The sequence below is a fragment of the Pseudomonas baetica genome (assembly GCF_019733355.1).
Classification (GTDB): Bacteria; Pseudomonadota; Gammaproteobacteria; order Pseudomonadales; family Pseudomonadaceae; genus Aquipseudomonas; species Aquipseudomonas baetica_A.
The window spans coordinates 15,279-39,094 of record NZ_JAIHLQ010000049.1 but is presented as its reverse complement, the minus strand read 5'-3'; the positions used below and the strand labels follow the sequence as shown (position 1 = coordinate 39,094).

24 protein-coding genes are annotated in these 23,816 nt (G+C 53.5%); 12 read left to right on the top strand and 12 right to left on the bottom strand.

Annotated features, from left to right (window positions below; translation table 11 throughout):
• Nucleotides 1-69: 69 nt before the first annotated feature.
• The 4 genes from K5E40_RS29910 to K5E40_RS29895 form a co-directional block, all read right to left on the bottom strand.
• Nucleotides 70-597, bottom strand: a complete 528-nt coding sequence (locus K5E40_RS29910; RefSeq protein WP_311775989.1) for a competence protein CoiA family protein — start codon at nucleotides 595-597, stop codon at nucleotides 70-72.
• A gap of 850 nt (nucleotides 598-1,447) precedes the next feature.
• Entirely contained in the window at nucleotides 1,448-2,947 is a 1,500-nt protein-coding gene (locus tag K5E40_RS29905; RefSeq protein WP_078465731.1) for a Fic family protein, read from the bottom strand.
• Between the two features lie 546 nt (nucleotides 2,948-3,493).
• Nucleotides 3,494-4,765, bottom strand: a complete 1,272-nt coding sequence (locus K5E40_RS29900) for a phosphatidylserine/phosphatidylglycerophosphate/cardiolipin synthase family protein (protein ID WP_221733801.1) — start codon at nucleotides 4,763-4,765, stop codon at nucleotides 3,494-3,496.
• A 219-nt stretch (nucleotides 4,766-4,984) separates the two neighbouring features.
• Nucleotides 4,985-5,341 carry a hypothetical protein gene (locus tag K5E40_RS29895; protein WP_078465733.1) on the bottom strand — a complete coding sequence of 119 codons (357 nt, stop codon included), beginning with the start codon at nucleotides 5,339-5,341 and terminating at the stop codon, nucleotides 4,985-4,987.
• 287 nt (nucleotides 5,342-5,628) lie between these two features.
• Between K5E40_RS29895 and K5E40_RS29890 the strand changes: the two genes are divergently transcribed.
• Entirely contained in the window at nucleotides 5,629-6,054 is a 426-nt protein-coding gene (locus tag K5E40_RS29890; RefSeq protein ID WP_153045938.1) for a hypothetical protein, read from the top strand.
• A gap of 349 nt (nucleotides 6,055-6,403) precedes the next feature.
• Nucleotides 6,404-6,937: an RNA chaperone Hfq gene (locus K5E40_RS29885; protein WP_161952139.1), complete on the top strand. Its 534-nt coding sequence runs from the start codon at nucleotides 6,404-6,406 to the stop codon at nucleotides 6,935-6,937.
• Between the two features lie 8 nt (nucleotides 6,938-6,945).
• Here the strand turns inward: K5E40_RS29885 and K5E40_RS29880 are convergent, their stop codons facing one another.
• A complete protein-coding gene (locus K5E40_RS29880) occupies nucleotides 6,946-9,096 on the bottom strand; it encodes a hypothetical protein (RefSeq protein WP_221733800.1) in 2,151 nt (716 codons plus the stop codon).
• 74 nt (nucleotides 9,097-9,170) lie between these two features.
• Complete coding sequence (locus tag K5E40_RS29875) at nucleotides 9,171-10,019, bottom strand: hypothetical protein (protein ID WP_221733799.1); 849 nt, start codon at nucleotides 10,017-10,019, stop codon at nucleotides 9,171-9,173.
• A 602-nt stretch (nucleotides 10,020-10,621) separates the two neighbouring features.
• Here K5E40_RS29875 and K5E40_RS29870 point away from each other — a divergent pair.
• Nucleotides 10,622-13,222, top strand: coding sequence for an autotransporter outer membrane beta-barrel domain-containing protein (locus tag K5E40_RS29870; protein WP_221733798.1), 2,601 nt, complete (start codon nucleotides 10,622-10,624; stop codon nucleotides 13,220-13,222).
• Between the two features lie 519 nt (nucleotides 13,223-13,741).
• Here the strand turns inward: K5E40_RS29870 and K5E40_RS29865 are convergent.
• A complete protein-coding gene (locus K5E40_RS29865; protein ID WP_161952140.1) occupies nucleotides 13,742-13,903 on the bottom strand; it encodes a hypothetical protein in 162 nt (53 codons plus the stop codon).
• Nucleotides 13,904-14,184: 281 nt separating this feature from the next.
• Between K5E40_RS29865 and K5E40_RS29860 the strand changes: the two genes are divergently transcribed.
• The 5 genes from K5E40_RS29860 to K5E40_RS35215 all read left to right on the top strand — a co-directional run bounded on the left by K5E40_RS29860 (nucleotide 14,185) and on the right by K5E40_RS35215 (nucleotide 16,594).
• Entirely contained in the window at nucleotides 14,185-14,760 is a 576-nt protein-coding gene (locus K5E40_RS29860) for a hypothetical protein (RefSeq protein WP_221733797.1), read from the top strand.
• 83 nt (nucleotides 14,761-14,843) lie between these two features.
• On the top strand, nucleotides 14,844-15,080 hold the full coding sequence (locus K5E40_RS29855) for a hypothetical protein (protein WP_221733796.1): 237 nt from the start codon (nucleotides 14,844-14,846) through the stop codon (nucleotides 15,078-15,080).
• Nucleotides 15,081-15,385: 305 nt separating this feature from the next.
• Complete coding sequence (locus K5E40_RS29850; RefSeq protein WP_221733795.1) at nucleotides 15,386-15,787, top strand: hypothetical protein; 402 nt, start codon at nucleotides 15,386-15,388, stop codon at nucleotides 15,785-15,787.
• A gap of 39 nt (nucleotides 15,788-15,826) precedes the next feature.
• Complete coding sequence (locus K5E40_RS29845; protein ID WP_221733794.1) at nucleotides 15,827-16,024, top strand: hypothetical protein; 198 nt, start codon at nucleotides 15,827-15,829, stop codon at nucleotides 16,022-16,024.
• A 261-nt stretch (nucleotides 16,025-16,285) separates the two neighbouring features.
• Nucleotides 16,286-16,594 (top strand): hypothetical protein, encoded by a 309-nt coding sequence (locus K5E40_RS35215; RefSeq protein WP_260456142.1) that lies wholly within the window; start codon nucleotides 16,286-16,288, stop codon nucleotides 16,592-16,594.
• A gap of 79 nt (nucleotides 16,595-16,673) precedes the next feature.
• Here the strand turns inward: K5E40_RS35215 and K5E40_RS35450 are convergent, their stop codons facing one another.
• Nucleotides 16,674-17,591 carry an energy transducer TonB gene (locus tag K5E40_RS35450; protein WP_221733793.1) on the bottom strand — a complete coding sequence of 306 codons (918 nt, stop codon included), beginning with the start codon at nucleotides 17,589-17,591 and terminating at the stop codon, nucleotides 16,674-16,676.
• 173 nt (nucleotides 17,592-17,764) lie between these two features.
• On the opposite strand from K5E40_RS35450, the gene K5E40_RS29830 reads away from it, so the two are divergent.
• The gene (locus tag K5E40_RS29830) at nucleotides 17,765-18,466 is read left to right on the top strand and encodes an ERCC4 domain-containing protein (RefSeq protein WP_078465745.1); all 702 of its coding nucleotides are present in this window, start codon (nucleotides 17,765-17,767) and stop codon (nucleotides 18,464-18,466) included.
• A 4-nt stretch (nucleotides 18,467-18,470) separates the two neighbouring features.
• Nucleotides 18,471-18,938 (top strand): hypothetical protein, encoded by a 468-nt coding sequence (locus tag K5E40_RS29825; RefSeq protein ID WP_078465746.1) that lies wholly within the window; start codon nucleotides 18,471-18,473, stop codon nucleotides 18,936-18,938.
• 50 nt (nucleotides 18,939-18,988) lie between these two features.
• Here the strand turns inward: K5E40_RS29825 and K5E40_RS29820 are convergent, their stop codons facing one another.
• The 3 genes from K5E40_RS29820 to K5E40_RS29810 all read right to left on the bottom strand — a co-directional run bounded on the left by K5E40_RS29820 (nucleotide 18,989) and on the right by K5E40_RS29810 (nucleotide 21,340).
• Entirely contained in the window at nucleotides 18,989-19,729 is a 741-nt protein-coding gene (locus K5E40_RS29820; protein WP_169904209.1) for a TonB C-terminal domain-containing protein, read from the bottom strand.
• A gap of 559 nt (nucleotides 19,730-20,288) precedes the next feature.
• The gene (locus K5E40_RS29815) at nucleotides 20,289-21,092 is read right to left on the bottom strand and encodes a M48 family metallopeptidase (protein ID WP_186353504.1); all 804 of its coding nucleotides are present in this window, start codon (nucleotides 21,090-21,092) and stop codon (nucleotides 20,289-20,291) included.
• 11 nt (nucleotides 21,093-21,103) lie between these two features.
• Nucleotides 21,104-21,340 (bottom strand): hypothetical protein, encoded by a 237-nt coding sequence (locus K5E40_RS29810; RefSeq protein ID WP_078465749.1) that lies wholly within the window; start codon nucleotides 21,338-21,340, stop codon nucleotides 21,104-21,106.
• A gap of 173 nt (nucleotides 21,341-21,513) precedes the next feature.
• Here K5E40_RS29810 and K5E40_RS29805 point away from each other — a divergent pair, with 173 nt between their 5' ends.
• Nucleotides 21,514-22,329, top strand: coding sequence for a hypothetical protein (locus tag K5E40_RS29805; protein WP_221733792.1), 816 nt, complete (start codon nucleotides 21,514-21,516; stop codon nucleotides 22,327-22,329).
• A gap of 30 nt (nucleotides 22,330-22,359) precedes the next feature.
• Here K5E40_RS29805 and K5E40_RS29800 read toward each other — a convergent pair whose 3' ends face one another.
• Entirely contained in the window at nucleotides 22,360-22,842 is a 483-nt protein-coding gene (locus K5E40_RS29800; protein WP_169904207.1) for a hypothetical protein, read from the bottom strand.
• A 308-nt stretch (nucleotides 22,843-23,150) separates the two neighbouring features.
• On the opposite strand from K5E40_RS29800, the gene K5E40_RS29795 reads away from it, so the two are divergent.
• Entirely contained in the window at nucleotides 23,151-23,717 is a 567-nt protein-coding gene (locus K5E40_RS29795; protein WP_169904206.1) for a hypothetical protein, read from the top strand.
• Nucleotides 23,718-23,816: the final 99 nt, after the last annotated feature.

Below are 23,816 nucleotides of genomic sequence, written 5' to 3'. Positions count from 1 at the left end.
CACATCAACCTAACCGGCGATTACGTCTGGCGGCAGAGCCGCAGACTGGAAGACGGGAAGTTTCGGCCCTTACGGATGCCCGGAAAACCTTAGCGTACGATTTTTTCCGAATTCTGCGGGCTCCCCTATATCGGCTGCATCCTGGGGGGTTTCTGCGACGAAGATGGGGTTTCTCCGTGCTAGATCCTCGGAGAGACGGCCCGTCAGGCCGATACTGCCGAATATCCAAAGAGTAGGAACACCGGAGTGATTGCGCTGCTCAGTACGCTCGTATGTCCGCTGCGCTGACTGAGGCGAAATCTGCACTTCTATTGCTAGGCGCGGAGCAAAGGCAGAGTCGCCAACCAGAATGTCAGCTCGCCAATCGTCTACACCATCTTCAAGCTCGGCGCGAATGCCTAGATCGACCAGCGCTTTGTAGATGGCTACCTTCATGGCGATATGTTCTGGGCTTTCAGTGCTGGTATAGCCCTCTGGGCTCTCTCCAGGGAAGTGGGAAAAGTATCTGGTGATGCCGCCATCCCATCTGAGGGTTTTGGCCTGTGCAGGAAGTTTCGTATCCGGCATGAGCACCTGCCGGCCTTTGGACAGCTTCACGACTTCCTTCCAGTCTTCATCGCTAAGCAACGAGGCCACAGTGCGGCGGCCGTTCACTAAGCCCACGCAAGCCAAGTCAACCTCCATGTCCCAATGACGCAGTTGAAATTCAGAGCGCCTAGATTTGATCCTTCGCTACCTGAACCTGCTGTCAGGAACGAAGCGAAGCAAGCAGCACTGGAGGATACTAACTTGGTAACGCACCATTTACGACAGCCCAGCCTGCGACAGTTTTTATTTCGTAGGACCACCGAAATAACAGAAGTCAATTCATAATCAGACTTAAAACGAAACATCATAGCAGGGGTCGATCTGCTTTTTTGGCGCACCTCCTACCATCTCCAAAACCCTAATTCCCTCGGAATTGCTGGGCCTGAACCTACCCACCAACCTGATTAACCGCTTTTCCTTTCTTTCCTTTGCCTGGCTTTCGCCAGGCCCTTTTCTTTCTGCTTCTCCCCCAGCTTTTCCTGTGCGGCGTGCACCTGGGCCGGCCGGGTAGGACGCTTTTAAAGGAAGAGCGTTTCACAGGAGATGTAACAGGTAGTTCGAGGGGTGCCATAGGAAAATAGGGCCGCTTTGCTATGATGTTATTTATTTAGTGGTAACGCTTTGGGTGGCACTGTCGCCAGGTGTAGCCACGAAATAAAGTCTGTCGCAGAGCATTTGAATGCTGTCGCTGAAATCCGCCGCTTACCCTATAAATCAGAGCCGTAGGTGCGTTGAATGGCGCGATGCATTGGGTGCCTCAACACCGGTTTCCGACAGACTTTATTTAGTAGGTCACACGGCAAGGCGTGGTTCAGGGGGCCGAGAATGCTATGTACCCTGGGTTAAGGTTTGGGCTGAACTATTCGTCGTCGGGCTCTGTGTAGGCTTCTGCCAGAAGGGCCTGGGCGTGACCTTCCAGGAAGTCGAAAACCTCCTCTTGGATATACCCGTTGTATTGCTTGCGCCGACCCTTTGATACGACCCCGTTCTGGTCTAAGCACTGCATAATCAGCTTACTCAAGAGGTTGCCGCGCACGTCATAGTTGTCATTAACCACCTTGAGCAAGGTGTCGTATCGTTGCAAATACTCAGTTTCTTCCCTAAGTTCGACTTCCAATGCCCGCTTGGCCATTTCCAGCGTGAAGGCCACACACTCAGTCGCATCCCAGTAGCGATATAGGCTTGGGTCGCCGGTGAAGTTAAGCGACATGTTGTCGGCATCGATCCAACGAACGTCCCAGAATTGCCGTGCAGGTTTTGAGAAGCTCTGCAGAGCTTCTAGATAGCGTTGCTCCTCTCGTTTCATGGCCACGGAGACAGGAAGTAACAAGCCGTTCTCCAGCGCACCACTGCAGCACAATGCCTGGTGTATCAAGAAGCGCGACAGTCGCCCATTCCCATCCATGAAGGGGTGCAAGAAGACGAACCCGAATGAGGCAATGCCGGCGGCCACCAGCGGGTCAAGCTCCAAGGGTGCACGGTTTGCGAAGGCCATGAGTTCGAACATCAGCTCCCGGCAAAGATCTGGAGGGGGGGGGATATAGGTGACCCCCGCCGCTCCTCGAAAGGAGTTGGTCAGGTGGTTTTGTTCATGCCGGAAGGCCACCGCCCATTCGAGCGGTTGGGAAATCGCATTGTTTTGCAAAGAAACCAAGTAGTCTTCGGTAAGCGGCTGGCGGTCATGTGCCTGGCGCAGTAATTGAACAAAACGCTCTGACTTCTGCTGGCTTGGTGCTTCCTTTTCAATCGCAAATGAAGAATCTGTTTCGCTCAGGTACGCCCAGTTTATGGCGCGATCCATCATTTCCTTAGGCAAGGAGGCAATGAACTCTTTCGAACGGCCGAGAATGTCGTATTCAAGCAGGGCCTGAACCTCAGGCGTGCGTTCTACCGTCGCGCAATATTGGAGCGTCCCAAGACCATTGAAGTCCACGCGCCAGCGGTTGTTTCGCACCGATGGGCCCGTGATGTACCGCTCTGGATCAAACAGCAGGACGCCAGGGCCCCGAGGCTTGTCCGTGTAGTCCAGTAATAAGTCGGAATAGGCTTCCCAGAGGAAGCAGACTTTGCGCAGATAGCCGCTGCTGGGAGATTGGGTTATGGCCTCGACAAGGATTCGAGCTTCAATGCGAGGCAGAGCCTGCGCCAAAATAGAGAGGTTGACGCCCTCATGTTTGAGCGCAAAGATGATGTGGGCGAGAAAATCCCCAGCCTCCGGCGCAACCGCCTGCGGTACTGCAAGCGCGCCGTTGATCCGCTCAATGCGGGTGACGGGTTGAACGAGTGCTGGGTTCTTTACCCCGATAGCCTTCAGCCTCATCTCATTGATCAAATGGGCGTAACCCACCATATTTCCCATTATTCCCCCTGTCTTTGGCTAGATTTTTTTAACAGAGCCAGAATTTTCTTAAAATATGCCCAGATCACTCAGAAAATATTAACCGAAAATGGGCGCAGAACCACGTTTTTTAGGTCTTTCGCATATCGGCGCGACGGGAATCTGTGTAGTGGTCGTCGTGTGTTTACCTGTCGGCTGTATTACGGCAACGATTTAAGCATGGCAGCCTGACATCAGCGAAAAGAGGGCTGGTAACGTGTTTTGTTTCGCGTCCTGCCAGGCCCAAGTCTCGGTTGCTCGGCTAAGCAACTTTCACAGCGTTGATGTGCAGGACATAAGCGCCGGAGCGCAGTCCCATGATTGGAACCTCCGCAGCCGGAGTTTGCAGTCACACCCGGCGCAGCGTGGCGGCTCAATCCTCACTCAGTCACTGGCGCTGCCCCCGAATTGACTCAGTGGCCGATGCCAAGCTGACACTGCCCGATTCAGTGAGTCGGACATATGCTGACAGGGATAGTCCGGATGGCTCGCTTTGGGAGCGGTCGAGCGTCGAGTGGTTGGTCTGGCCTAAACCCGGACGTTGTGCCCTAGAAATTTCAGGGACTTGGCCATCCTGCTGTTGATTGGAGGCGCCTCGTGAGGCTTGACCATCCCGACAAGCTCCAATGAGCAGAACTTCCCAATTTTGGACAGTCTGTAGTTCTCAGACCACAGCAAGTCACAGATCCTGACGGCAAAGTCGTCCTTCCCATATAGGAGATGTGTAAGGCTTGCTTTCACCCGGGTGACGTCGCCGCCGTTGTCCTTCCAAAAGACCACAGGTAGCTGAGCCAAGCCCCCGCGGGTAAACCGTAGTAACTCCGAGAAGGCATGCACCTGCAGCAGTCCCTCTGTAAGCAGCTCCTGACTGCTTTGACCTATAGCCTCAGGTGATCCAAACACCTGGTGCAGAAGGTTTTGTGAACTTACGTAGCCGGACTCAATACGGGGATCCCTCGTATCTACCCACGCTTGAGAGATCGACGCCAATTTTGTAAGCCGCGCCGCCGGGTCCAGCTCCGGCGCTTCCTTCCAGGTTTCATCATCGAGAATCAGAGTAAGGCGACACCAGTTTAGGAACCTGTTGGTTTCAGCCGAAATATCCAAACTAGCGAGCTCAGGTCGACGATACCCACCACTCTCCAAGAATGAGGCAACCTCACGAAACGCGGGCATGTACTGGCTGTAAATGAGCTTTTGCATGTCAGCCAGGAATAGGCGCTGTGGTGATTTCTTTTCACTACCTACCAAAACGTTGGTAGGCGTGACGGGGGCCAGGCCCTTGTCGAACAGGGCGTCTGCAGAGGGCAACTTCTTTGTCGATTCCCAGATAATTCGAAACTTGCTGAGCTCTGCCGGCGTCAATATGGCTGCATCATCCCAAAGCTCGGCGAAATGCAGTAGCAGCGCAGCTATGCGAGCCTCGTCGTGGGGCTGATCCAGCGTGATCGTTGCTTCGCGGTTTTGGACCAGTCCTCCCTGAGTGAGATTCGCTGATCCAAGCATTGCCTGATTGTCATCTCCAATGAAAACCTTTGAGTGGAAGCCATCTGTGAAGTAATGCACCGTACAGTTGGGTTCGGCGACAACCTTCGCCAGTTCGCCTGGATGAGTTGCCGAGTTGAGGCCAACTAGAAGCTGTACGGTCGCACCGCGGCGCGCGGCCTTGATAATCTCATCAGATCGATTGAAATACGGCGCAGCGAGCCTTAGCACTGAAGCGGATTCAAGTAGGAGACTATAGGCCGAAAGGACGTAGTCCTTGGAAGGCCCATTGGTGTGGACGGGAAAGGTGGGCATGCCGAAAACCTAGCTGCTGTGAACAGCCAGTTTACATGGGCCGCTAGTTACCGCAGAAAAACGAAGTCAGGACCCTCCGTAAGCTGGAGGGGGTGCTATCCAGCAGGGCTAGGACTAAATTCAATAATTGATGGCTCGCATATCTGACTAGATCGAGTGAGAGGCGACATGAGCCTGAAAAGTGAAGACCCATGCGCCAATGGACATTTAGGTGGCCTGTCAGAGGGCCTTCGTTGAGATAGTGCTCTCAACACCCTTGGTGTTGGAGGCTTCGGGGTAACAGTCACGCATGGCCTGATTCATAGCTGCCGACGTGCTCTTAGTTCCCAGTGTCTGGGCCAATGCAGCACACATTGAGGCTTTGCCAGCTGGTGTCAGGTATTGGCTGAGCTGGATGCCCGGGGCAGTAATTTCAGAAAGCTCTTCCTTGGTAGCTGCAACAGCCTTTACTGTGGCTACCTTTGCAACAGGGGCCTCCTGGTGCAGCATCACCGTAGTGAGCGACTCGGCGCTGGAATACAGAGACATGGCCAAGGCAACAGGTTGAGCGAGAGCTCCGATCATCGATACTAACATTGGCATTCCTTTAGGCTGGGCACCAAGCCCGCATATTGATTGAGCCACAGTCCAGCAATGGCTATTTATGACGGTTCGCTTGAGGCCGGCGGTAACGAGTTCCCGCACGGAGAGACAAGCGCTTCAGGCGATGCTGAAGGTCTTAGAGGAGAATAACCGGGCAAATTTAGCCAGCAACCCGAAACACCCCAACCAAATTCGAGATTGAGGTTTGGGTTGCGGACAGCTGGGTTAGCTTGAGAATCTCGGGGAGCCGTAGGCCACAATCCGACAGCACGCGAGGTCCGATGATCATTGCATTCCAGCCATACCTAGAGCGCCGGCGTAATCAGAAATCAACGACACCATTGAGTTCGATTGATTCACAGAGTGCTGAGCCAAAATCCGATGTTGCACTAGTCGACTCGGATCAGTTCAGGACGCCATTTGATGATGCTCCAGAGTCGTATAGAGACGGGTTCAAGTCTCTTTGGGTACGGGTGCACAAAACCATTGGACCTAGGGATTGCTCACCGAACGAAACTGAACGGCGTTTAGGTATGGTTTCAAACCAAGCCCTTTACATGATGGAGGACTGGCCTGAGGGGCTGAAGTCCTTCATATGGAAAAAATACGGCGAAGGCTGCGTCCCATACTGCGACCTGATTGAACTGATCTTGATTATTGATAGCCTTGCTGCGTCGGTTACGCCAAGGCCACGCGATCCATTCTGAGGTGCCGTAGCAAAGCCCGTGCGACGCGGGTTGCAGCCAATTGATCTACACTGTGTGTACGACATTTCCTACGAATAATAGGTATATTGTTTGTAGGAGCCGAACCTTCAGCCTTGACCAATACCTAAGCCACAGCACGGCTGGTAATCACCTCACTGAAGAATTTTTAGTTTTGACGGAATACCACCAAAAACTGTGGATGTGTGGCCATTTGCCGTGCCCAATTCGCGGCGCGCACTGTTATGCCATCACTTTCGGTCGTATTATGTGTGCATTGACGTTCACAGGTGTCCATATGCAGGTGTCCATATGAACGATGGCCAGAAAAATTAGCGACCAGGACGGCTGCATGACGAACGAGCATTCCGATCGAGCTATACCCCAACACGATCGGTCGACAAATGAGCAGGATCGTTTTTTAGATTATTGTCAGCGCAACGAAATTCTAATCAAGGTCTACCTCGACTCAGGTCGAGCGTTGCAGGGGAAGATCGTGGATCACGACCGGAAGTGCATTCTCCTAGGCGCAACGCGCGTAGAGAAAATCCCTAAGATGATCCCGAAGTCCTACATTGCTCTCGTTCGCGCAGAAGAAATATTGCCACTTTTCCTTGAGTACAAAGGGAGAGGGAATCACATCACCCGTAAAAAAGCGCGCAAGAAAAAGAAAGCCGAGATGCTTGCAAGCGCACAGGTGGGCACTGCACCAATTCGCAAACCAAGACCTGCCCTTTGCGGGAAAGCCAGTCCAACACCAACAGTCCCGAAAAAGGCACCGGGCGCAGTGGAGGTGACGGTGAAGAAGACTATGAGGTCGAAGATGGTCGCCCCAAAAGATAAACCGTCGACGCCATCTGAAGTAAAGGGCGACGACGGTAATTGATGCTTCGATCAGTTACTAGATGAGCACTCCAGGTGTGGCCCGGTGTAGGCGATCACTACCTTGCCATCGATGATATCAAAGTGAATTCGCATACCCTCAAGACCAGCGCCATTGCCAGCCTTGAGGTGACGTTCGAAGAAATGGATCTCGCCCTGATATTCAAATTCGCGCTGCGCCCGCAGACGGCGATGCGAGCTAACAGTTTCAGATTCGTTTGCTGAGTACGAGTTGCCGAGAATGGCCCGTGCCGTCGAGTCGGGATTGCCGGCCATAAGCGAATCGTAATACGGAAATACCATCGTGGTGATAACGTCCAGCATGCGCCCGGTCTGCTGGAAAGACGCCGCCTCTTTGGCAGACTTCCAAGCAGAATCCAGCACCACAACGCGCCCTTCAGAAACAGATTCGATGAACATGAGTACGTCCGTGGGCGTAATCGAGTCACGCATAGCTACGCGACGCATCATGTCCATGTTCAAAGCCAACGGTTCAGGCCGGTGAACGGGCAGACCCAGGTTTTCCTTGAAAAGCCGCAGGTTGTAGAGCTCAACACGCATCTCGTTGCTGTCGATGTCCTTCTGCTCAAGCAGGCCCTTAAGAGTCTCAATTTGGGTTTGAAGGTCTTCAACCTCTGGTGAGGTCGCTGTAGGAGCTGCAGGCTGCTTGTGGAGCTTCTCGACGACCGCCAAGGAAGCGGCGTGCTTGTTTGGACCAGGCGAACCTTTACGCAGCAAACGATCCCACTCCTCATAGAACCGCTGCCAGGTGCGTACCAGTGGTGAAAGACTTTCGACCTCGGTTTTGAACCAATTACGGTTGGCCATGATCTCTTCGCTGCCGGCCTGAGCCAGGCTGGCGATCTTGATCATCGCGCTCGCGGTAAGGTTCGCGCCCAACGTTGAGATCTGTGACTCCAACTCGCGGGCCTTGGCTAACTGCTTATCTGCGCGTTTTGTGAAAGCTTCGACATCCATATGCGCATGGTTGAACTGGATAAGCCCCCGAAGCAATTGGACGGCTTCACAGGTGTGACCTTTAGGCTGCTCAATTGCCCGGCCGATGAGGTCCCTCGGGAGAGCCTTGTGATCAAAGGGCACCTCCATCGATCCTGCATGCTTTTGCAATGACTCAGTGAGCGCGTTCCATCGAGGGAGTGCAAAGTCATCACAGAATTGCTTGTATACAATAGTCAGCACGTTTTCGCCGGGACTTAAGGCTAAAGCTGCTGCTTCGGCGGCATTGAGCAAGGCTGGGAGTGGTTGCTTTCGACCTGCGCTCGAACTGTAGTGGAACGTCACAACCTCTTGGACGAGGCTTGCAAACCCGTTCTCAGACATTTGCTCAGCAAGCGGCACAGCAGGGTCCATTGGACCCCGCTTGGCGATCAACCGTTCTTCCTTGGCCGCTTGCTCAGGGAACACTTTAAGAATCGACTCACAGGTTCCTAGGATCACCCCAGAAAACGGCGATGGCAGTGCATTGAGCAAGACAGACAAAGCCATATCAATGCGAAAGCGATCGGTCTGATTAAGCTTCTGAGAGCTATCTGCAAGCCGATCCTTCAGTGCTCCCAGGTATAAAAGCGGCAGTGCAAGCTCACGGTAAAATACGCCTGCCTGGAAAAGGCTGCGCATGATCGGGAAGCATCTTTCAATATGGCTGACAAGATCAGTAGCAGCGGAGGTTTGTGCCATGGTGCGCAGTTGATCGCGGGCCTTATTACCAAGCAGCTGACCGAGGTTGAACTCAAGCTTGGAGCCTAAGTCAATGCGATCGAACTCATCCCCCATAACCTCGGCCACAATGTGCCGGTGCTCGGCAACGCCCAGAAAACTAAGCATTATCGTTGCCGGGGGCACACTCCGCCCTTTGGGCAGGTTGAAAGTGGCTAGGCCCCGAACGTTATTGAGCTTCGGGCTACGTAACCGCATCAAAACATCGGTAACGTCAGCGATGGCCTTTGGAGAGCCATACCAAGTGGTCCAGGCTGCCTGATTTACCATTGGTTGCCGGAATGCTGGTGGCACTATGTAGCTGAGACGGAGCCTTCCGTCACTCTCTTGGGAGTCTCCGCTACCGTTAATCTGATCAGAAATCGAGATGTCGGTAACACAAAGCTCGGTATTAGCAGTTGAAACAGTTTCTACGGCAGCGTCCATGATTGGTCCTTGGTTAGGAAGGGGAGAAGCCCAACCTAACGCCAGACTTCTGGATTCCCAGGCGTATGGGCCATTTAGAACTGAGCGTACGAAGAGCCGTAAGCTTGCTTATTCGTCGGCCGGTCGTAGTAAGGGGAGGAGGTGACCGAGTCGCTGTCGGAATCAGCATCCGACATTACAAGGTCGTCATCACCGTCCTCGTCGATGCACATGTCTTCCATAAAGGAGATATCGTCGGATTCGGCGGCGGAATCGACAGACTCAGGGAAGATGAAGGGCAGTTGCCAGTGTTTGGCAAATCCTGTGAGGAACCTAGTGGTGACGTTGAGGGTCTGGGCAGCTGCCTGGATCGGCGCTTTGTCCGCAGCGAGCTTCTCAGCTCGGCAATAGAACTCGTTTTTCACATCCAGCGAAGGGCCGCCAACGAATGTGATTTGCTCATTGTATGCGTAGGTTTTGAGGAAGCGATGGCTGACCTTAAGGATGTCAGCTGCTTCTGCAACGGTGAACAGTTCAGAAAGTTCGACACAACGGGCGAGGAACGCATTTTGACCATTGACCCAGGCGCGGCGGCTTTTGAGCTCCAGACCGGGATTGATGGCTAGGTCACCGGGCTTAACAAATGGGGTAGGGGCTTGGACCTGACGGGTCTCATAGTGGATCAGATAGTGATCCCAGAGCTTTTTGACTTTACGCTTCTCTGCAGGGGTGCGGCTTTCACGATCGGCAAACGTCACCCCGCGCTGTATTGAGTGTGTCCTCAGAAATCCGGTACTGACACGAAGAAGTCGGGCCGTCTCCTTTATAGAGAAGGTTTCAGATAGCTTGACGACTTTCTCGTGGAAATCGTTCAAGGCTGCCGTTTCGGCTGCCTTAGCCTTATCAGCCAATTTCGGATTCAGGTCCAGAATCTGATTGTGCACTGCTCACCCCCTACATTTATTTGTGAGGGGGCTGTCCATTGACTGGACTCGGCCTTATAGCAGACAAGACAGGGACGGAGGCCGCGCCCAAAAAATGGGTACGACCTTCCCTAGCGAGTAGCGGGGAAATATTTCCCAGCCGTCGGTGCCGTCAACTACAGGCAGAGAGACCAGGTCTCCCCCTCTACACGTGTGTCTGACGGCGGGATAATTCCCAGCACGCCAAACTTTATGAGCCAATTTATTGGCTTCGGGGAGTGATAGTACATTGACACCTTCGTCTGTGAAACCCTTCACAGAGCATTCAGTCCCAATCTGAGGAAATTAATTTTTTATCCTCAAAAAAAACGTATATAAAACAGTGGTTTGAAAATTCCCTGAGAGTTCAGTTTGTCTGACGAACGGTAGTGTGCTAACTAAGCACCCGTTTTGGAGACGTATCAGGGTTGCTACAAAGGCGTTCTGCGGATGAGGATTTTGTCCACCCATTTTGACTGGTCGAAATGATTTTGGTCGTTATGCTCTTTTCCGCAGCCAGCATCCGAAGCAAATTTTAGCCCTTACGGACGCCGGACCCCCCACACATTGCAAGGATTCAACAAGTGAGCCAACACACACTGAGCAAGACCTTCCTGGCCCTGGCCATCACCGCTGCAAGCGCCAGCGCACTGGCTGTTCCTGCCGACCTGAACAAGGATGTTAGTGGAGCCAGCGAGGTGGCTTACTCTCGAGTCAGTTACAACAATGTAACCCTATCCGGCAACGCAACCCGCGAAGCGGATCAAGATGGAACCGGCTTCAAAGGTGCAACCATTACCGGCGACCTGACCAATAACGCGAATGTAACCGCTCACGGTCAATTCGTTGATGCTCTGGACTTGGATTCCTCGGACGACGGCGATGCAGTACCTACCACTGTCGGTGGCAACCTCACCAACAACGGGAACTTCGACCTCTCCGGCGTGGCACCAGTAGGTATCGTTACTGACGGCGCTACGATCGGCGGCAATTTTGTCAACAATGGCAACATGTCCCTGGTCGGCGCTGACAACACCATCGACAGCGACACCCCTCGCGCTATCGAACTGGGCAATACCCAGATCGGCGGCGATGTGATCAATACTGGCAACCTTTCGGTGAGTGGCACGGGCTCGAAAGGCATTTACGCCTTCACATCCACCGGTACAAGCAATCTGGGCACCATCGGTAAAGACGTCATCAACAAAGGCAATATCGCCGTGTCTGGTAATGATTCGGCCGGCATCAGCCTAGACAAGATCAACTTCGGCCATGACGTCATCAACGAAGGCACTATCGCAGGCAGCGGCAGCAACACTTCCGGCATCGTCATCAAGAGCCTGAACTTTAACGCCCTGAACAACATCGGCACCATCCAGGTCTCTGGTGACAACGCGGTGGGCATCCGCGTAGTCGACTCACTGGCCCCGGAAGTGAAGACTGCCACCAACGGCATCATCAACACCGGCAACATCATTTCGACTGGTACCGGGATCAGCGTGGAAAGCGTCAACTACGATCCTTCCGAGGGCGGTGATGACAATGCGAATAATCTGTTTGTAATTCACCAGAACGGCGGATCGATCGTCGGCGGCGAGAAATCCATCAACGGTAACTTCCAAACCCGCCTCGAGTGGACTGCCGGCACTATCACCGGCAACATGGAAGGTCTGAACCTCATCCAGGTCGATGGCAATGGCACCTTCAATGGCCAAGAGATCGAAGCTTTCCTGGTCGATGTGAACTCGGGCACCCTTTACCTGGCTTCTACCAGTACCAGCTTTACTGGTGATCTGAACGTAGCCTCGGCGGGTACGCTGCAACTTCGCGTTAGCGATCAAACCAACCCGGCAACTCCAATCCTGAATGTGGCCGGTAACGCTACCTTCGCCAGTGGCAGCAAAATCGGTGTTACCGCTAACCCGGGTGACTTCACCGGCAACAGCCAAGGCACCACCTACACTCTGGTGAAAGCCGGTACGCTGACCGACAACGGTCTGTCCGTGGTGAGCAGCTCCGCACTACTGAACATCACCGGCTTCAACGTTAGCGGCGACCAAGTGACCGCAACCGTTACCGGCAAGTCTGGTTCGACTGTTGCCGACCTGATCGCCAAGATGGGCGCTTCGGGCAATGCATCCCGCGCAATCCGCCCTTTCACTGACAGCGTTCTGAGCAAGCTGGATGCAAACGACAAGGTCTTCAAAGCCTTCGCCAATGCTGATGAACAGCAGCTGGCTCGCCTGGCTGAGCAATTGTCCCCGAACGTGAACGGTGGCTCGACTCAAGCTGCACTGGGCGGCCAATCTCTGGTTTCCAACGCTTTGAACGGCCGCAATGCTGAAGTTCGCGGCATGTCCTCCGGTGACGTGCTGAAAGATACCGGCGTATGGGTCAAAGGACTGTACTCGGATGCAGACCAAGGCTCGCGTGATGGTGTTGCAGGCTACAACGCTTACAGCAGCGGTATCGTCATCGGTGCTGACGGCAAGCTGACCCCGGACCTGACCTTGGGTCTTGCCTACAGCTACATCAACTCGAAAGTGAACGGCCTGTACAACCAGACCGACGTCGATGCATACGCTTTGACTGCCTACGGCAGCTGGAACCAAGGCCCTGCGTTCGTAGACGGTAGCGTGACCATCGGTAAGAACGAAAACACCAGCAAGCGTGACATCGCAGACACCGTTGCAAAAGGCGACTACGACAGTGACCTTTTCGGTATCAACGTACTGGGCGGTTACGGCTTCAACTTCGACAACGGCTTCCTCGTCGAACCACGTGCTGCTCTGCGCTACAGCAACCTGAAGATCGATGGTTACACCGAGAAAAACTCCAGTGCTGCTCTCAGCGTCGGTGGCCAGCGTATCGAAGTAGGTGAGATCGGCGGCGGCGTTCGTGTCGCCAAGGACTTCAGCTTCATGAACGGTACGCTGAAGCCTTCGGCGACGGCCATGGCTTACCACGACTTCATCGGAGACAAGGCGAACACCACCAGCACTTACACACTGGGCGGCTCTCCATTCGTGTCCTCGGGCGCGTCTAGCGCTCGCAACAGCCTCGAGCTGGGCCTGGGCGCTGACTACTCGATCGGTGCGGTTACGGTAGGCGCGAGCTACTCCTACCTCAAGAAAACCGACTTCAATGCCGATACCTTCACAGTCAAGGCCAGATTCGATTTCTGAATAAATTCAGGATGTTAGAAGGAGCGGCCAGCATTGCTGGCCGTTATTCTTTTGGATGCACTTGCCGATAGCCTCCTTGAGGGACGCTATCGAGAGATGCATTAGAGAGAGGCTGAAATGCTTAAGACTATGATCACCAGCATCGCCCTAGCCAGTGCTGCTTTGCTGGGAGGCTGTGCATCACCGGTAAACCTTGCCCAGTTTTCGACAGGCTCCTTGAGAGGAGCCGTGCTACAGACACCTACATTTCCTATTCAGGGAATGGTTCCCGCACCGGGGACTTACAAGCACCTACGTGTGTACATAGAGGGGGACGGCCACGCCTGGGCAACATCCTCCCAACCGAGCACTGATCCAACCCCACACTCTTCACTCATGCTTCAGTTTGCAGCTGAGGATTTAACATCCGCGGCGTACTTGGCCAGGCCATGTCAGTTTGTAAGGTCCAGCGCCTGCACCCTTGATGTCTGGACTGGATCACGCTTCGGTAAGCCAGCCATCGACTCTATGGATTCAGCCCTAACTGCCTTGAAACGTCGCTTCAATGTAGAGACTTTTGAACTGGTTGGGCACTCGGGCGGTGGTGAGGTCGCGCTCGTGCTGGCCGGTATGCGCGATGATGTTGACCAGGTGCAGACCATTGCCGGCAACGTAGACCCGGTATTTTGGACAAAGCTCCACAAGCTGAGCCCACTCAAAGCCCCCATCACCCCTTTGGCGTACAAAGCACGGCTTGCTCAGATTCCCCAAAGACACATTGTTGGTTCCAACGACCCAGTGGTTCCCCCTTCAGTCGCGCAGGCCTACAGCGCTCAGCTTGACGGCTCTTGCGTGGAAATCGTTGTCGTCGACGCAACACACAATGATGGATACGGGACCCTGTGGAATCGCTTTTCTACCACCCCGTTGCTTTGTAAGTCGCGGTAAATAGCCGGCTTCGGCCGGAAGCAAGGAATGCTGTTATGCCTGGAATGCCCAAGGGACATCAGAAGCTGAGCTTGGCCGGCAAAAAAGAAGAGCTGCAACTGCTTCTGGCCTCATCTCAGGGTTCATGTGCGGTACCAACGCTCGCTTTTGGCTCTCATGACCCTAGGGTCGTGTCGCTTTTCGATTGCGACTCCTGTTCAAGTGGCGCGATCCTCACCGAGGTAGAGCGCCCGGGCAAGCGAAAGCGTTGGCAGGTCGTCTGCAGTGAGTGCACAAAAACCAGTGGGGAAGCCTCAAAAAACCCGTGGACAGCCTCCCTGCTGTGGAACGGCGTAAATCTCTCAAGTTGCCATTACTGCGAACTGCCGCTGTTCGGCCTGGCAGGCATGTCGCCGAAAGAAGCTCATGACCACATAAAATCCATCCGCGGCATCCTGGTTCTAAGGATCTCACTTTGTGATACCGAGCTTCAGCTGTTCAGAACCGGAGAAAGCACAAGCAAGCCCGGCACTGGGTATGTAGAGCGGCTTGATGCCTACCTCAAGTGGGCGATGCTCGCACACAGATTAATCAAGGCTTGCAAGGGTCGAACGAGCAACACGATTTCGTAGCATGTGTTTGGTTTGCTAGTGACAGATCTGGGACCTAGCATTGGGTCTGAATGGGCACAACCCCAAAACATAGGAACCCAGCCATGCTAGTCGCGTCCAAGAGCGGTTTGATTTCAGTCGTTGATCTGATTGAAGACACCAAAAAAACCTGGGTCGTCATGGATGAAAAGGTCAAAAAAACCATAAGCAAAACTGACGCGAGTACACGGGGATTTAATCTGATGTCTGATGCGTTGAAGTGGGTCGGGGCCGACCTGGAGCTCATTCAAACCTTCCTAGCAATTGAAGCCAAATATGCTGAAGTGGCAACAAAGCATTGATACCGCGCATAGATAGGCACGATTGGTTAAAAGTTGGCTCACCGGTGTTCTGGGGGGCGTCAGCCTTCACCTTGGCCGGGATTGCCGCTGTTGCCATTTTGCCAGCTGCGACCTGGTCATCTGCGGGGCTTGCATCATTGGGCCTCCTATCTGCTATTTCAGGTGTTATTTTCCTGATGAGGCGAACTGAGCCGCTTCACCCTGCCATGAGGCAGACTCTCGGGGTATTCCTAATCGTTTACGGCGCCTGTGCAATTGGTGGTGGGCTCGCCGGTCACGAGGCCCCTACAACGCCGCTCAGGAGCTTGCAGCCACCAGCACAAACACATGAATCGCTATGGAAGCTTGCAAACAGCGAAGGGGAAGGGCGGATCCTGATTGCGGCGGCCGTTGCGGCACGACAGAAGAGCCTGATCCTTTGGACCGCGCCTGGCTGTACTGCATGTTCTTCAGTTTTGGATTTGACAGTTTTGAATCCGAGCGTAAACCCCAAACTTGCTGGCTACAGGCTTATTCGTATCGAAACCCTCGACGCGTCTACCGACAGCCTTCGTGAGCAGTTTGGAGTGAATGAAACACCAGCCCTCACTCTCATGCTAGGTGATGAGACTGTGCCAGCGTATGGGCGGATCGGAAGAGAAATAGATGCGCCGTCAGTGATGGATCTATTAGATACCCAGGGGCAGGCGGAAGACGCCGCTCGTTAAGAATTAGGCCGTATAAAGTGTCCAGTATGGGAGTTTGCAATGACACGCATCGCAAGGATGAACATGATCATCAGTGGCCTGGGACATCTGGCCATGATGGCTTGTCTCATTTATTTCAGCGCTACGCTGACCAATTTCTTGATAGCCATTGTTGTGGTGAGCACTGTTGAAGCTGTCCTTATTCATCTGTACAGAAAATACCGCTTGAGATCGAGAAAACCTGTTTTAAAAGGCTAATGGGCGGCTTTGGAACTGACGACTTAAAGAGGAATCACTTTGAAGGAAATACAGGGCAAGCAAATTGGGTAGCTCATTTCACCACCGTTGATTTTTATTGGTTGGTGCTGCCTTTCATTCCTGTGGCGCGGCTATGTACCTAAAGAAATTTTCTGGCCAGTAACCGTTTGTACAGCTAGTTGCATGGCTATTTGCACTTGGCTGATTTTGTTCACTCGGAAAGCTGTACGAAATCGGGTGTATCTGAACGTAAAACCTAACGTGATCGAAATCGAAGGTGCCGAGCACTTCAGTGGCAAATTCTCGTCAGACTTACGATTTATCATCAGTTCCGATGCTTTTCAGAAAACGCTCGTGGATGTTGTCCTGCGCGAGTCGTACACCCGAGGCCGTTTTATGTTTCCGCGCGAAGCTGCTTACGTCCGAATCTGGCCAGGGGTTACCGGGATTACGGATCTGGAGGTTGAGGCTATCAACAAGGCCTTAGCTGAAGAGTTCGTTGAGTTTGAAGTCGAAATTGTTAAGGACGCTGATGCTCAACATGCTTATGCAACGGCGGTGCAGGCATAGCTGCCAAGCAGTCGAAAGTAGCCTGATGTACATATGCAAAGAAAGCCGACATCTAGTCGGCTTTTTTGAAGTGGCTGGTTTAGCCTGAGAGGTCTTCAGGGCTGAAGCGAACTCTGCGTTCTTGGTAGAGGCGCTTGTACGTACCGTCGGTGACCTGGGTCATTTCAGGCAGTTGCTTGACAGCCAGGATGGCAGAAGTGGCAGAGGAGTCGAATGCCTTGTCACCACTCGATTTGACCACCTTTGCCGACTCAATATGACCCTTACGCCCCATCTTGATCACGATCTCGACGGCCATACCGTTCCGGGCGCTTTCAGGCCGCTTCCAGTTTGAGATGATCTTCGATACGAGAATCCCGTCCACACTCTCCAGCACCTTGGGCTCTTCGACTACAACGGGGGCTTTGATCTGATCAAGGACAGGGTGGGGTTTTAAACCCATTGTTGGGGTTTGGAAAGCCGCAAGGATTGTGTCCCCAGCATTTCCGATACTCGCCTGAGGAGCTCCACTTTCACGCACCGGGGGCTCTTCGATCCGAGAGTCTGTAGCTTTGAAGACTTTTACGCCGGCAGGAGTCGGGGCAGCCGGCCCTAGAGGGATTTCGGGCTTTGCGATACCCACCGGGATATCGTGCAGCGATTCCCGTACAGCAACCTTAGGAGTCGGGTGGAGTTCGGTTACGGCTTTTGCCGCATCTGGCTGGTCAATGCTCGTATCGGCTTGACTTGATGCAACAGACTGGACCTCATCTTGGGGTGCCTGCTCTTGTGGCGTGGAAATCTCACTTGGGCGCCCCAGGAGCGGCAGCATGGCAATCTGGTTATCTTTTAGTTGCGAAACAAGCGAGTTCAATTTCCCGATCTCCCGCTGGCTCTCTTCATGCTGGGTCTTCATCTCGGTGCGTGCAGAGTTGACCATGATCAGCGCTGTGGCAGACATGGTTGCTAGGACCAATGAAATTGTCGACGCTAGGAGCGCCAGATGCTTTTCAGTCACCACTCATCCCTCTTGTTGGTGCGGATAGGGTAACGGCTTATAAGGGAATTCAAAGCCAAAACAGGGTGCCCGAATCCAGTAGGGATGATGGTTTTTCAGTATGCAGTTCGAAGTGGCAGAAACGGGCACAGTCGTTATATTGAAGACACTCCTAAACCGGACCAGGAACCGAAATGGTCAAGATATTTGTCGACTCCCGGGAAATTCCATCGCGCATCCCCGAAGCCCTTCGTGAGCTGGGTGCTGAAATCGCAACCGGGAATCTCGAAACTGGCGATTACGTTTTGGAAGCGAACCTAGTGGTCGAGCGCAAGACGGCTGCGGATTTCTGCGCCAGCATCATAGATAGCCGGTTTATCAACCAGGCCAACAAGATGGGGCTGAACTTCAAGAAAGTCATTTGGTTGATAGAAGGCGACATTTTTGCCGTCAGATCGCAGATCCACCCTGACGCACTAGATGGTGCGTTGAGCTACCTTGCAGTGGTTTTGGGTCAAACTGTCATCTGGTACAAAAGCCCGAAGCGGGCTGCGGGGATAATTTATAGAATGGCGAAACACGCCCAGACAGGGCTGGGGTATGAACCTCCCATGCGCAAAGGGAAAGTACCGGCGGGTATTGGCCAGGCACTATTCGATCTAGAGGGGAAGTGCGGTTGTGGTCCTGTAGCCGCCCGAAAACTGCTCAATCATTTCCGCTCTGTTTTCAGGGTCAACAACGCCTCGATAGATGAGCTGTGCGCGGTAAAAGGTATAGGGCCAAAAAAGGCTCAAGCAATTTTCGAAGGGATTCACTACGAACTGCCCGAAGGGGTGTCTGCTGACGATCAGCCAACCCTGCTGGCTGACCAGCCTGCACCTAAGTCACTGGTTTAATCATATGAAAATTTCAAACTTGGTTAAGACCCTTCGCAAGTTTGATGCAGATAGCTGCATTTTTGTGACCCTTGGAGAGGACGGTGAGCCGTACTGTGTATCGATCGAAAGCATCAGACTGGTCGCGGATGCCAGTTCAAAAGCCGGGATCTCAGTGCTCATTCGCGCTTTTGAGATACAGCACGGGAAATGTGCGAGCTCGCTTGATGACCCAGAATGGTTTCTCCGGGATTCGAAAGAAGAATACGATCTGACAAGTGCAGTTATCGAGGCGCTGACGGGATATAGCGCTGATGCAGAGGTATTTGTTGAGCTAGGCCCAGACCATAAACCTTATCAAGTGAAAATTGAGGCTGTCTCGGGCTTTGATGACTCAGCGCTTGAGGATGAGTGTAGTGAGTCTGAAGACTGTACTTCTGTTGGAATACGAGCATACGAGATACCCGCGAACTTCGTTCCCACAGCTGCATAAGGAAGGCCCGCTAATTTAGGGGCCTTCTTGTCTTTCCCTACCTCAATTGCTTACGCGCCGGCTTCGAACTTCACTGTGCGCTGGCGAAGATATTTCACGTATATCGCACGATTCACCGTGGCCATTTCAGGAATTTTGGCCAAATCAGCAGCAGCCTTTATCACTGAGTCGTCCACGTCCTTCGAACCGCTGGAAGTCGGCACCAGTGCGTTGGTAATGGTGCCGTCTGGAGCGAATTGGACTAGAACCTCTACTGACACGGGAGAAGTGGCTGACTCAGGACGCATCCATCGACTCTGAAGGCGAGCGACAAGCATCTTGTCGAAATTCTCAACGCCCTTCTTCTCTGCTTCTTCTACCTGCTTCTGAGCGTCAGCCTTCGCAGCCTCAATTTTGGCCACAGCGGCCTCTTGCTCAGCATCGAGCGCGGCTTTTGCTGTGCGGTAGGACTGTGACTGTTCGATCGACTGCTGCAGGCTGGCAATGCTCTTTTCGGAGGCAAGCTGTTTTTGCTGGATGGCTGCTTGGCTGATCTTAACCTCGGCCGCGTCACTGCTGGCCTGCACTGACTTAGCCTCGATGTTGAGGATCCGCTCACGTTGACTTTGCCAGGCATCATCCACCGCATTCGCAGCACTCATAGCCTTGAAGGAAGCATAGAACGCGATGACTACCAGGACCATCAGAACGACGATGGTGATAAGTGCGCCGGCGACGAGTGTCGTCCGCTTAACGTTAACGGTTGAGGCGTCGCCCTCAACCTGGCTAAGATTTTTAATTAGGGCTCGCATAGCGCTCCATCACTTCAGGGATTCACGCCTTCAGGCGGCTAGGCGGGCTGCCTAGCGCTGGATATTCTCCCCGTGATCCAGTGATGACTCCATTCAAAAGGGGGTCACCAAATTCACGTCTCGGGTCGTGGGGATGTATAAGCGGAGAGGGAGGTCAGCGGGATAACTTGAACAGCCGTGGTGCTTTTATCCAAACTCCAGCGCTGATACCCATAGCAACCCCTATCGTAGTAGGGATTGAGGCATCTGATGCCAGAGCGCATAGGGCAGCCAGAATTCCGTAAGTCGCAGCTATGGCTACCCTCGCGAAGGAATTCTGTTTGCGGACATGGGCTTTCATTCGAAGGAACCTTAATAGGAATGGGTGGGGCTAAGAGTAGGCGAGCTTGTAGTGCGGATTTGACGATCGCGAATTCGCTGGCAGCCTGGCTGCTTTCAGCAACTGAATGAGTTGGTATGGATGAATAGCTTAACGAACGGTGATGAAATGACTACTCAAACCCAGGCTTCGGAATTGCATGAACTCGATGAAGCCTGACCGGCCGCAAATGTGGCAAGGCTATTTCAGGCTAGCTTGGTAGAGAGGCATCACTTTAGGAATTGCAGCTTCGAGCAGCTTCATCCGATCGCCATCGCTCGGGTGAGTGCTCAGGAAATTCGGGGTGGACGAACCCTTGCTAACGGCTGCCATCTTCTTCCAAAGGGTGATTGCTGCGCGAGGGTCAAAACCAGCACGAGCTGCCAACTCCAAACCGATTAAGTCGGCTTCTTCCTCGTCGCGTCGACTAAATGGCAAACCTACCCCGGTGCTCAGCGCCTTAGTGATAGCGCTCTTACCTAACGAACCAGCACCCAGGACATTCGCTCCAACTCCTCCTGCAAGTTCAAAGACAGCATTCTGCGATGCCTGCTCCCGTCCATGCTCACGTATTGCATGCCCAATTTCATGCGCTAGGGCAATCGAAAGCTCGTCATCAGTGAGATTGAGCCTTTTGATCAGGCCGCTATAGACAATGATCTTTCCGCCTGGCCCGCAGTTCGCGTTCACAACGTCGGCATCGATGACGTTAACGAACCATCCCCACTTTTCAGCATCCGGGCGGAAGACGTGTGTTTGCATAACCAGCCGTACAGCAATCTGCTGGACATGTTTGCCAAGTGGAGAGTTCGTGATCAGGACTCCCGACGCCTCGGCCTTTTTCACCCCGGCCCGGTAAGACAGGGCATATGACGTGTCGACATCATTCTGAGAAAGGCCGGCAAACATGTATTGAGTTCGATCCACGCCTACTACGCCTGGATTGGTTGTCTGAATGCCGCTGCAACCCGCCAGAAGGGCAAGCGAGCCAGCTAGGCCGAGCATCAATATCCTTTTCACTTCACACTCCCGCGGTCACGCTTATCGGCCTTGGCAATCATTTCTGGGGTGGCACGCTCGTTGTTGACTTCATTCACTTCGCAACCAGCAGCCCGGAACAAAGCATCAGCTGCTTCCTCGAGTGCCTTCCGACTTCGGGGTCTGGCTCTGCTCATCTCTTCGTTCAGCAAAGGTACCAAAGCATCAAGTTGGGATTGGCTGAGGACGAAACCTCGAAAAATAGGGCTGAACATCACTTACCTCCCGGGCCGTGCAGATAAAAGGGGCTTGGCCATGAGGACAAGAATAACGGCCGCAACCTGAATGGCTACATTTTGGGGCACTTGATACCCCTTTTTTGGGGATGATGCGAGCCGAAATGGCCTCATACTTGATCGACGCCCAACTTAATCCAGCGGTATAGCTGATGCTCCAGATGTTCTTATCCCTGCTCCTTATACCCACGGCAGCAATCACCGTATGGCACCTCGCCCTGAGCCGCATAAGCCGTTTCACATGGCGCGCGTACCAGATAACTGGTGCGATCGGGGCCCCTGTCCATGAGCTATCTCATTTGTTGGCCTGTATCGCGTTCCGCCTGCAGGTCCAACGGGTAGCGCTTTACACGCCTGGCAGAACAGATGGGTGCCTTGGATACGTAGTATTCACAGCCAACCCCAGATCTATTTTCAATAACGCGGGAATGGCAGTACAGGGTGTTGCACCCTTGATCGGAGGTGCGACGATCGTGCACTACGTCCTGAAGGGCCAAGGTCTTGTGAGCGTGCCGTCTGAGATATCTGGCGATCCAGGCTGGATCGTTGATGAGGCAGTTAGGACGTTGAATGCCACTGTCGTGATGGCTGCGTCTGGCGGCGTGGGTTTCACTGTACTGCTGGGAATACTGGTGATCGCCATGCACTCCATTCCAAGCTGGGCAGATGTACGAGTTGGGCTGAAGGGTTCGCTGATGCTGGGAGTTACTGCAATATTCGCCGGCGCGGCTAGTGAGATAGCGGCCTCATATGTGAGCTTCGGGAGCAGCTTCCAATCATTAGGGCTGCTCATAACGTACTGGATTAGGGTCACACTTGAGATGGGGCTGACCGGAGCCGTCAGGCTTGTCACGCTTGCCATGATTGGGGGCCTGGGACTTGTAGTAGTGCCGGGGATTCTCTTTGAGGGCGGAGCTGGAGTATTTAACTCGCTCAAACGCCGACACATCGCGAGCATTGATGAATAATCGCAGCGCTGAACCGACGCCCGCGCCTTCTTACTTCTTCACCTCGGGCATTAGATCGGCCACCTCGGGGCGGTAAAGTCCTTTCTGTTGTTCGTAGAAATACCGGAGCTGCTCAGGTGGCATAGGCGCATCCCCTCCGATCAGGAAGGCTCTGAGCTCGTAGCTGTCACCAACCGGCCAATCCAAAGTGATGATATTCAGGGCAGGGGCCTTGCTCAACATCGACCAGGTAGGCAGCGAACGGACGTAGTGAATGATCATCACCTCAAGGGGAATTCGATCCCGCAGATCCGGCGAGGGAGCGTTATCCATTGCCCAGAGCCCGAAGACAAGTCGGAGCTTGGGGTCCGGTTGCTTCGTGAGGGAGGTTAGCTGGGTAGCATCTGCACTGAACACAGCGTTTCGCTCATCCGCATCCTTGAGTAGCTTAATCGGGACTCCAGTTGCGCGCCGCACACCGGCGATAGGGCTGTAGCTCAAAATTGAAACGGTTGAATAATCGGGAAGGGCCATCTCACTCTCCATGGCGGGGCTGATCATTCAGTGCAGGGTAACAGCGCGAACTGAATAGTCGATACCAGCTCTACGGCCCAATGGATGGAATGGTAAGGGTTAGGTCAACCCTAGCGCTATTTTGTACCGTCATTTTGGGTTGAGGCGGCAGGGTATTGTTGAAATGATGGTTATAGCAGGTCGCCAACAGCCCGGAACAAAGACCGCTGCCCTTCAACCCATCACCACCGAGGGCGGAGCTCTTCGTCACTACGACCGGCGGTCAACTCAACGGCCGGCCTTTCATTCCCCCGCCCAGGAAAGCAATCATGTTCCGTAAACTCTTTGAATCGCTAAGCCTTAAGTCCCGCAAACCTATAGTGCATATCGATTCTGCTCTCCTCAAGGGCGCCTCAGTCGATAGCTCAGACCCAGGGATCCAACCAATTGACGTAAACCTGCAACAAGGCCCAAGCCAGAGCTGGATAGATCACGCATACCCATTGAAGCAAGTTGTAATCGAGATCCATGGCAGCGCTCAGACTACTCTGGGGCACTTAATTGCTGAGCTTGACCAGGTATTCCTGAAACTCATCAAAGGCGAAACGGTAGGCGAACGTAGTGACGGGGTCGTAACCCATAAGTATGCGTACCAAGAACAAGTAGCAGGCCCATCGTTCTTCGTCGAGCCTGTAGCATTTCACCCAGAAGCACCAACCGCCGGGCAGGCACTGTTCGTTCGCCTGCAGGGTACCCGGCATAGCAACTTCCCTGACATCAACAACCTGATCGCTTCTGTAATGAACGAGATCAACTCGAAAAAAACATCAGGATCCGCTCATGACGATGACTTCGGCTACTCATTTGCCCTCGTGTGCGCCCCTAACCTGAACTGATCAGTTGTCCCAGTGGAGGTGGAAAAGCCCCACCCGTTTTGGGCGGCTTGCCCGAACCAAGTGATCTAACATGGCTGCTCTTCCTGAAGGTGCGGCCCT

What these genes read in the sequence shown, in the direction of transcription:
- K5E40_RS29905 (WP_078465731.1), bottom strand. Translation starts at nt 2,947, where the DNA reads ATGGGAAATATGGTGGGTTACGCCCATTTGATCAATGAGATGAGGCTG.
- K5E40_RS29900 (WP_221733801.1), bottom strand. Translation starts at nt 4,765, where the DNA reads ATGCCCACCTTTCCCGTCCACACCAATGGGCCTTCCAAGGACTACGTC.
- K5E40_RS29895 (WP_078465733.1), bottom strand. Translation starts at nt 5,341, where the DNA reads ATGTTAGTATCGATGATCGGAGCTCTCGCTCAACCTGTTGCCTTGGCC.
- K5E40_RS29890 (WP_153045938.1), top strand. Translation starts at nt 5,629, where the DNA reads ATGATCATTGCATTCCAGCCATACCTAGAGCGCCGGCGTAATCAGAAA.
- K5E40_RS29885 (WP_161952139.1), top strand. Translation starts at nt 6,404, where the DNA reads ATGACGAACGAGCATTCCGATCGAGCTATACCCCAACACGATCGGTCG.
- K5E40_RS29880 (WP_221733800.1), bottom strand. Translation starts at nt 9,096, where the DNA reads ATGGACGCTGCCGTAGAAACTGTTTCAACTGCTAATACCGAGCTTTGT.
- K5E40_RS29860 (WP_221733797.1), top strand. Translation starts at nt 14,185, where the DNA reads ATGCCTGGAATGCCCAAGGGACATCAGAAGCTGAGCTTGGCCGGCAAA.
- K5E40_RS29855 (WP_221733796.1), top strand. Translation starts at nt 14,844, where the DNA reads ATGCTAGTCGCGTCCAAGAGCGGTTTGATTTCAGTCGTTGATCTGATT.
- K5E40_RS29845 (WP_221733794.1), top strand. Translation starts at nt 15,827, where the DNA reads ATGACACGCATCGCAAGGATGAACATGATCATCAGTGGCCTGGGACAT.
- K5E40_RS29830 (WP_078465745.1), top strand. Translation starts at nt 17,765, where the DNA reads ATGGTCAAGATATTTGTCGACTCCCGGGAAATTCCATCGCGCATCCCC.
- K5E40_RS29825 (WP_078465746.1), top strand. Translation starts at nt 18,471, where the DNA reads ATGAAAATTTCAAACTTGGTTAAGACCCTTCGCAAGTTTGATGCAGAT.
- K5E40_RS29820 (WP_169904209.1), bottom strand. Translation starts at nt 19,729, where the DNA reads ATGCGAGCCCTAATTAAAAATCTTAGCCAGGTTGAGGGCGACGCCTCA.
- K5E40_RS29815 (WP_186353504.1), bottom strand. Translation starts at nt 21,092, where the DNA reads ATGCTCGGCCTAGCTGGCTCGCTTGCCCTTCTGGCGGGTTGCAGCGGC.
- K5E40_RS29810 (WP_078465749.1), bottom strand. Translation starts at nt 21,340, where the DNA reads ATGTTCAGCCCTATTTTTCGAGGTTTCGTCCTCAGCCAATCCCAACTT.
- K5E40_RS29805 (WP_221733792.1), top strand. Translation starts at nt 21,514, where the DNA reads ATGCTCCAGATGTTCTTATCCCTGCTCCTTATACCCACGGCAGCAATC.
- K5E40_RS29800 (WP_169904207.1), bottom strand. Translation starts at nt 22,842, where the DNA reads ATGGCCCTTCCCGATTATTCAACCGTTTCAATTTTGAGCTACAGCCCT.
- K5E40_RS29795 (WP_169904206.1), top strand. Translation starts at nt 23,151, where the DNA reads ATGTTCCGTAAACTCTTTGAATCGCTAAGCCTTAAGTCCCGCAAACCT.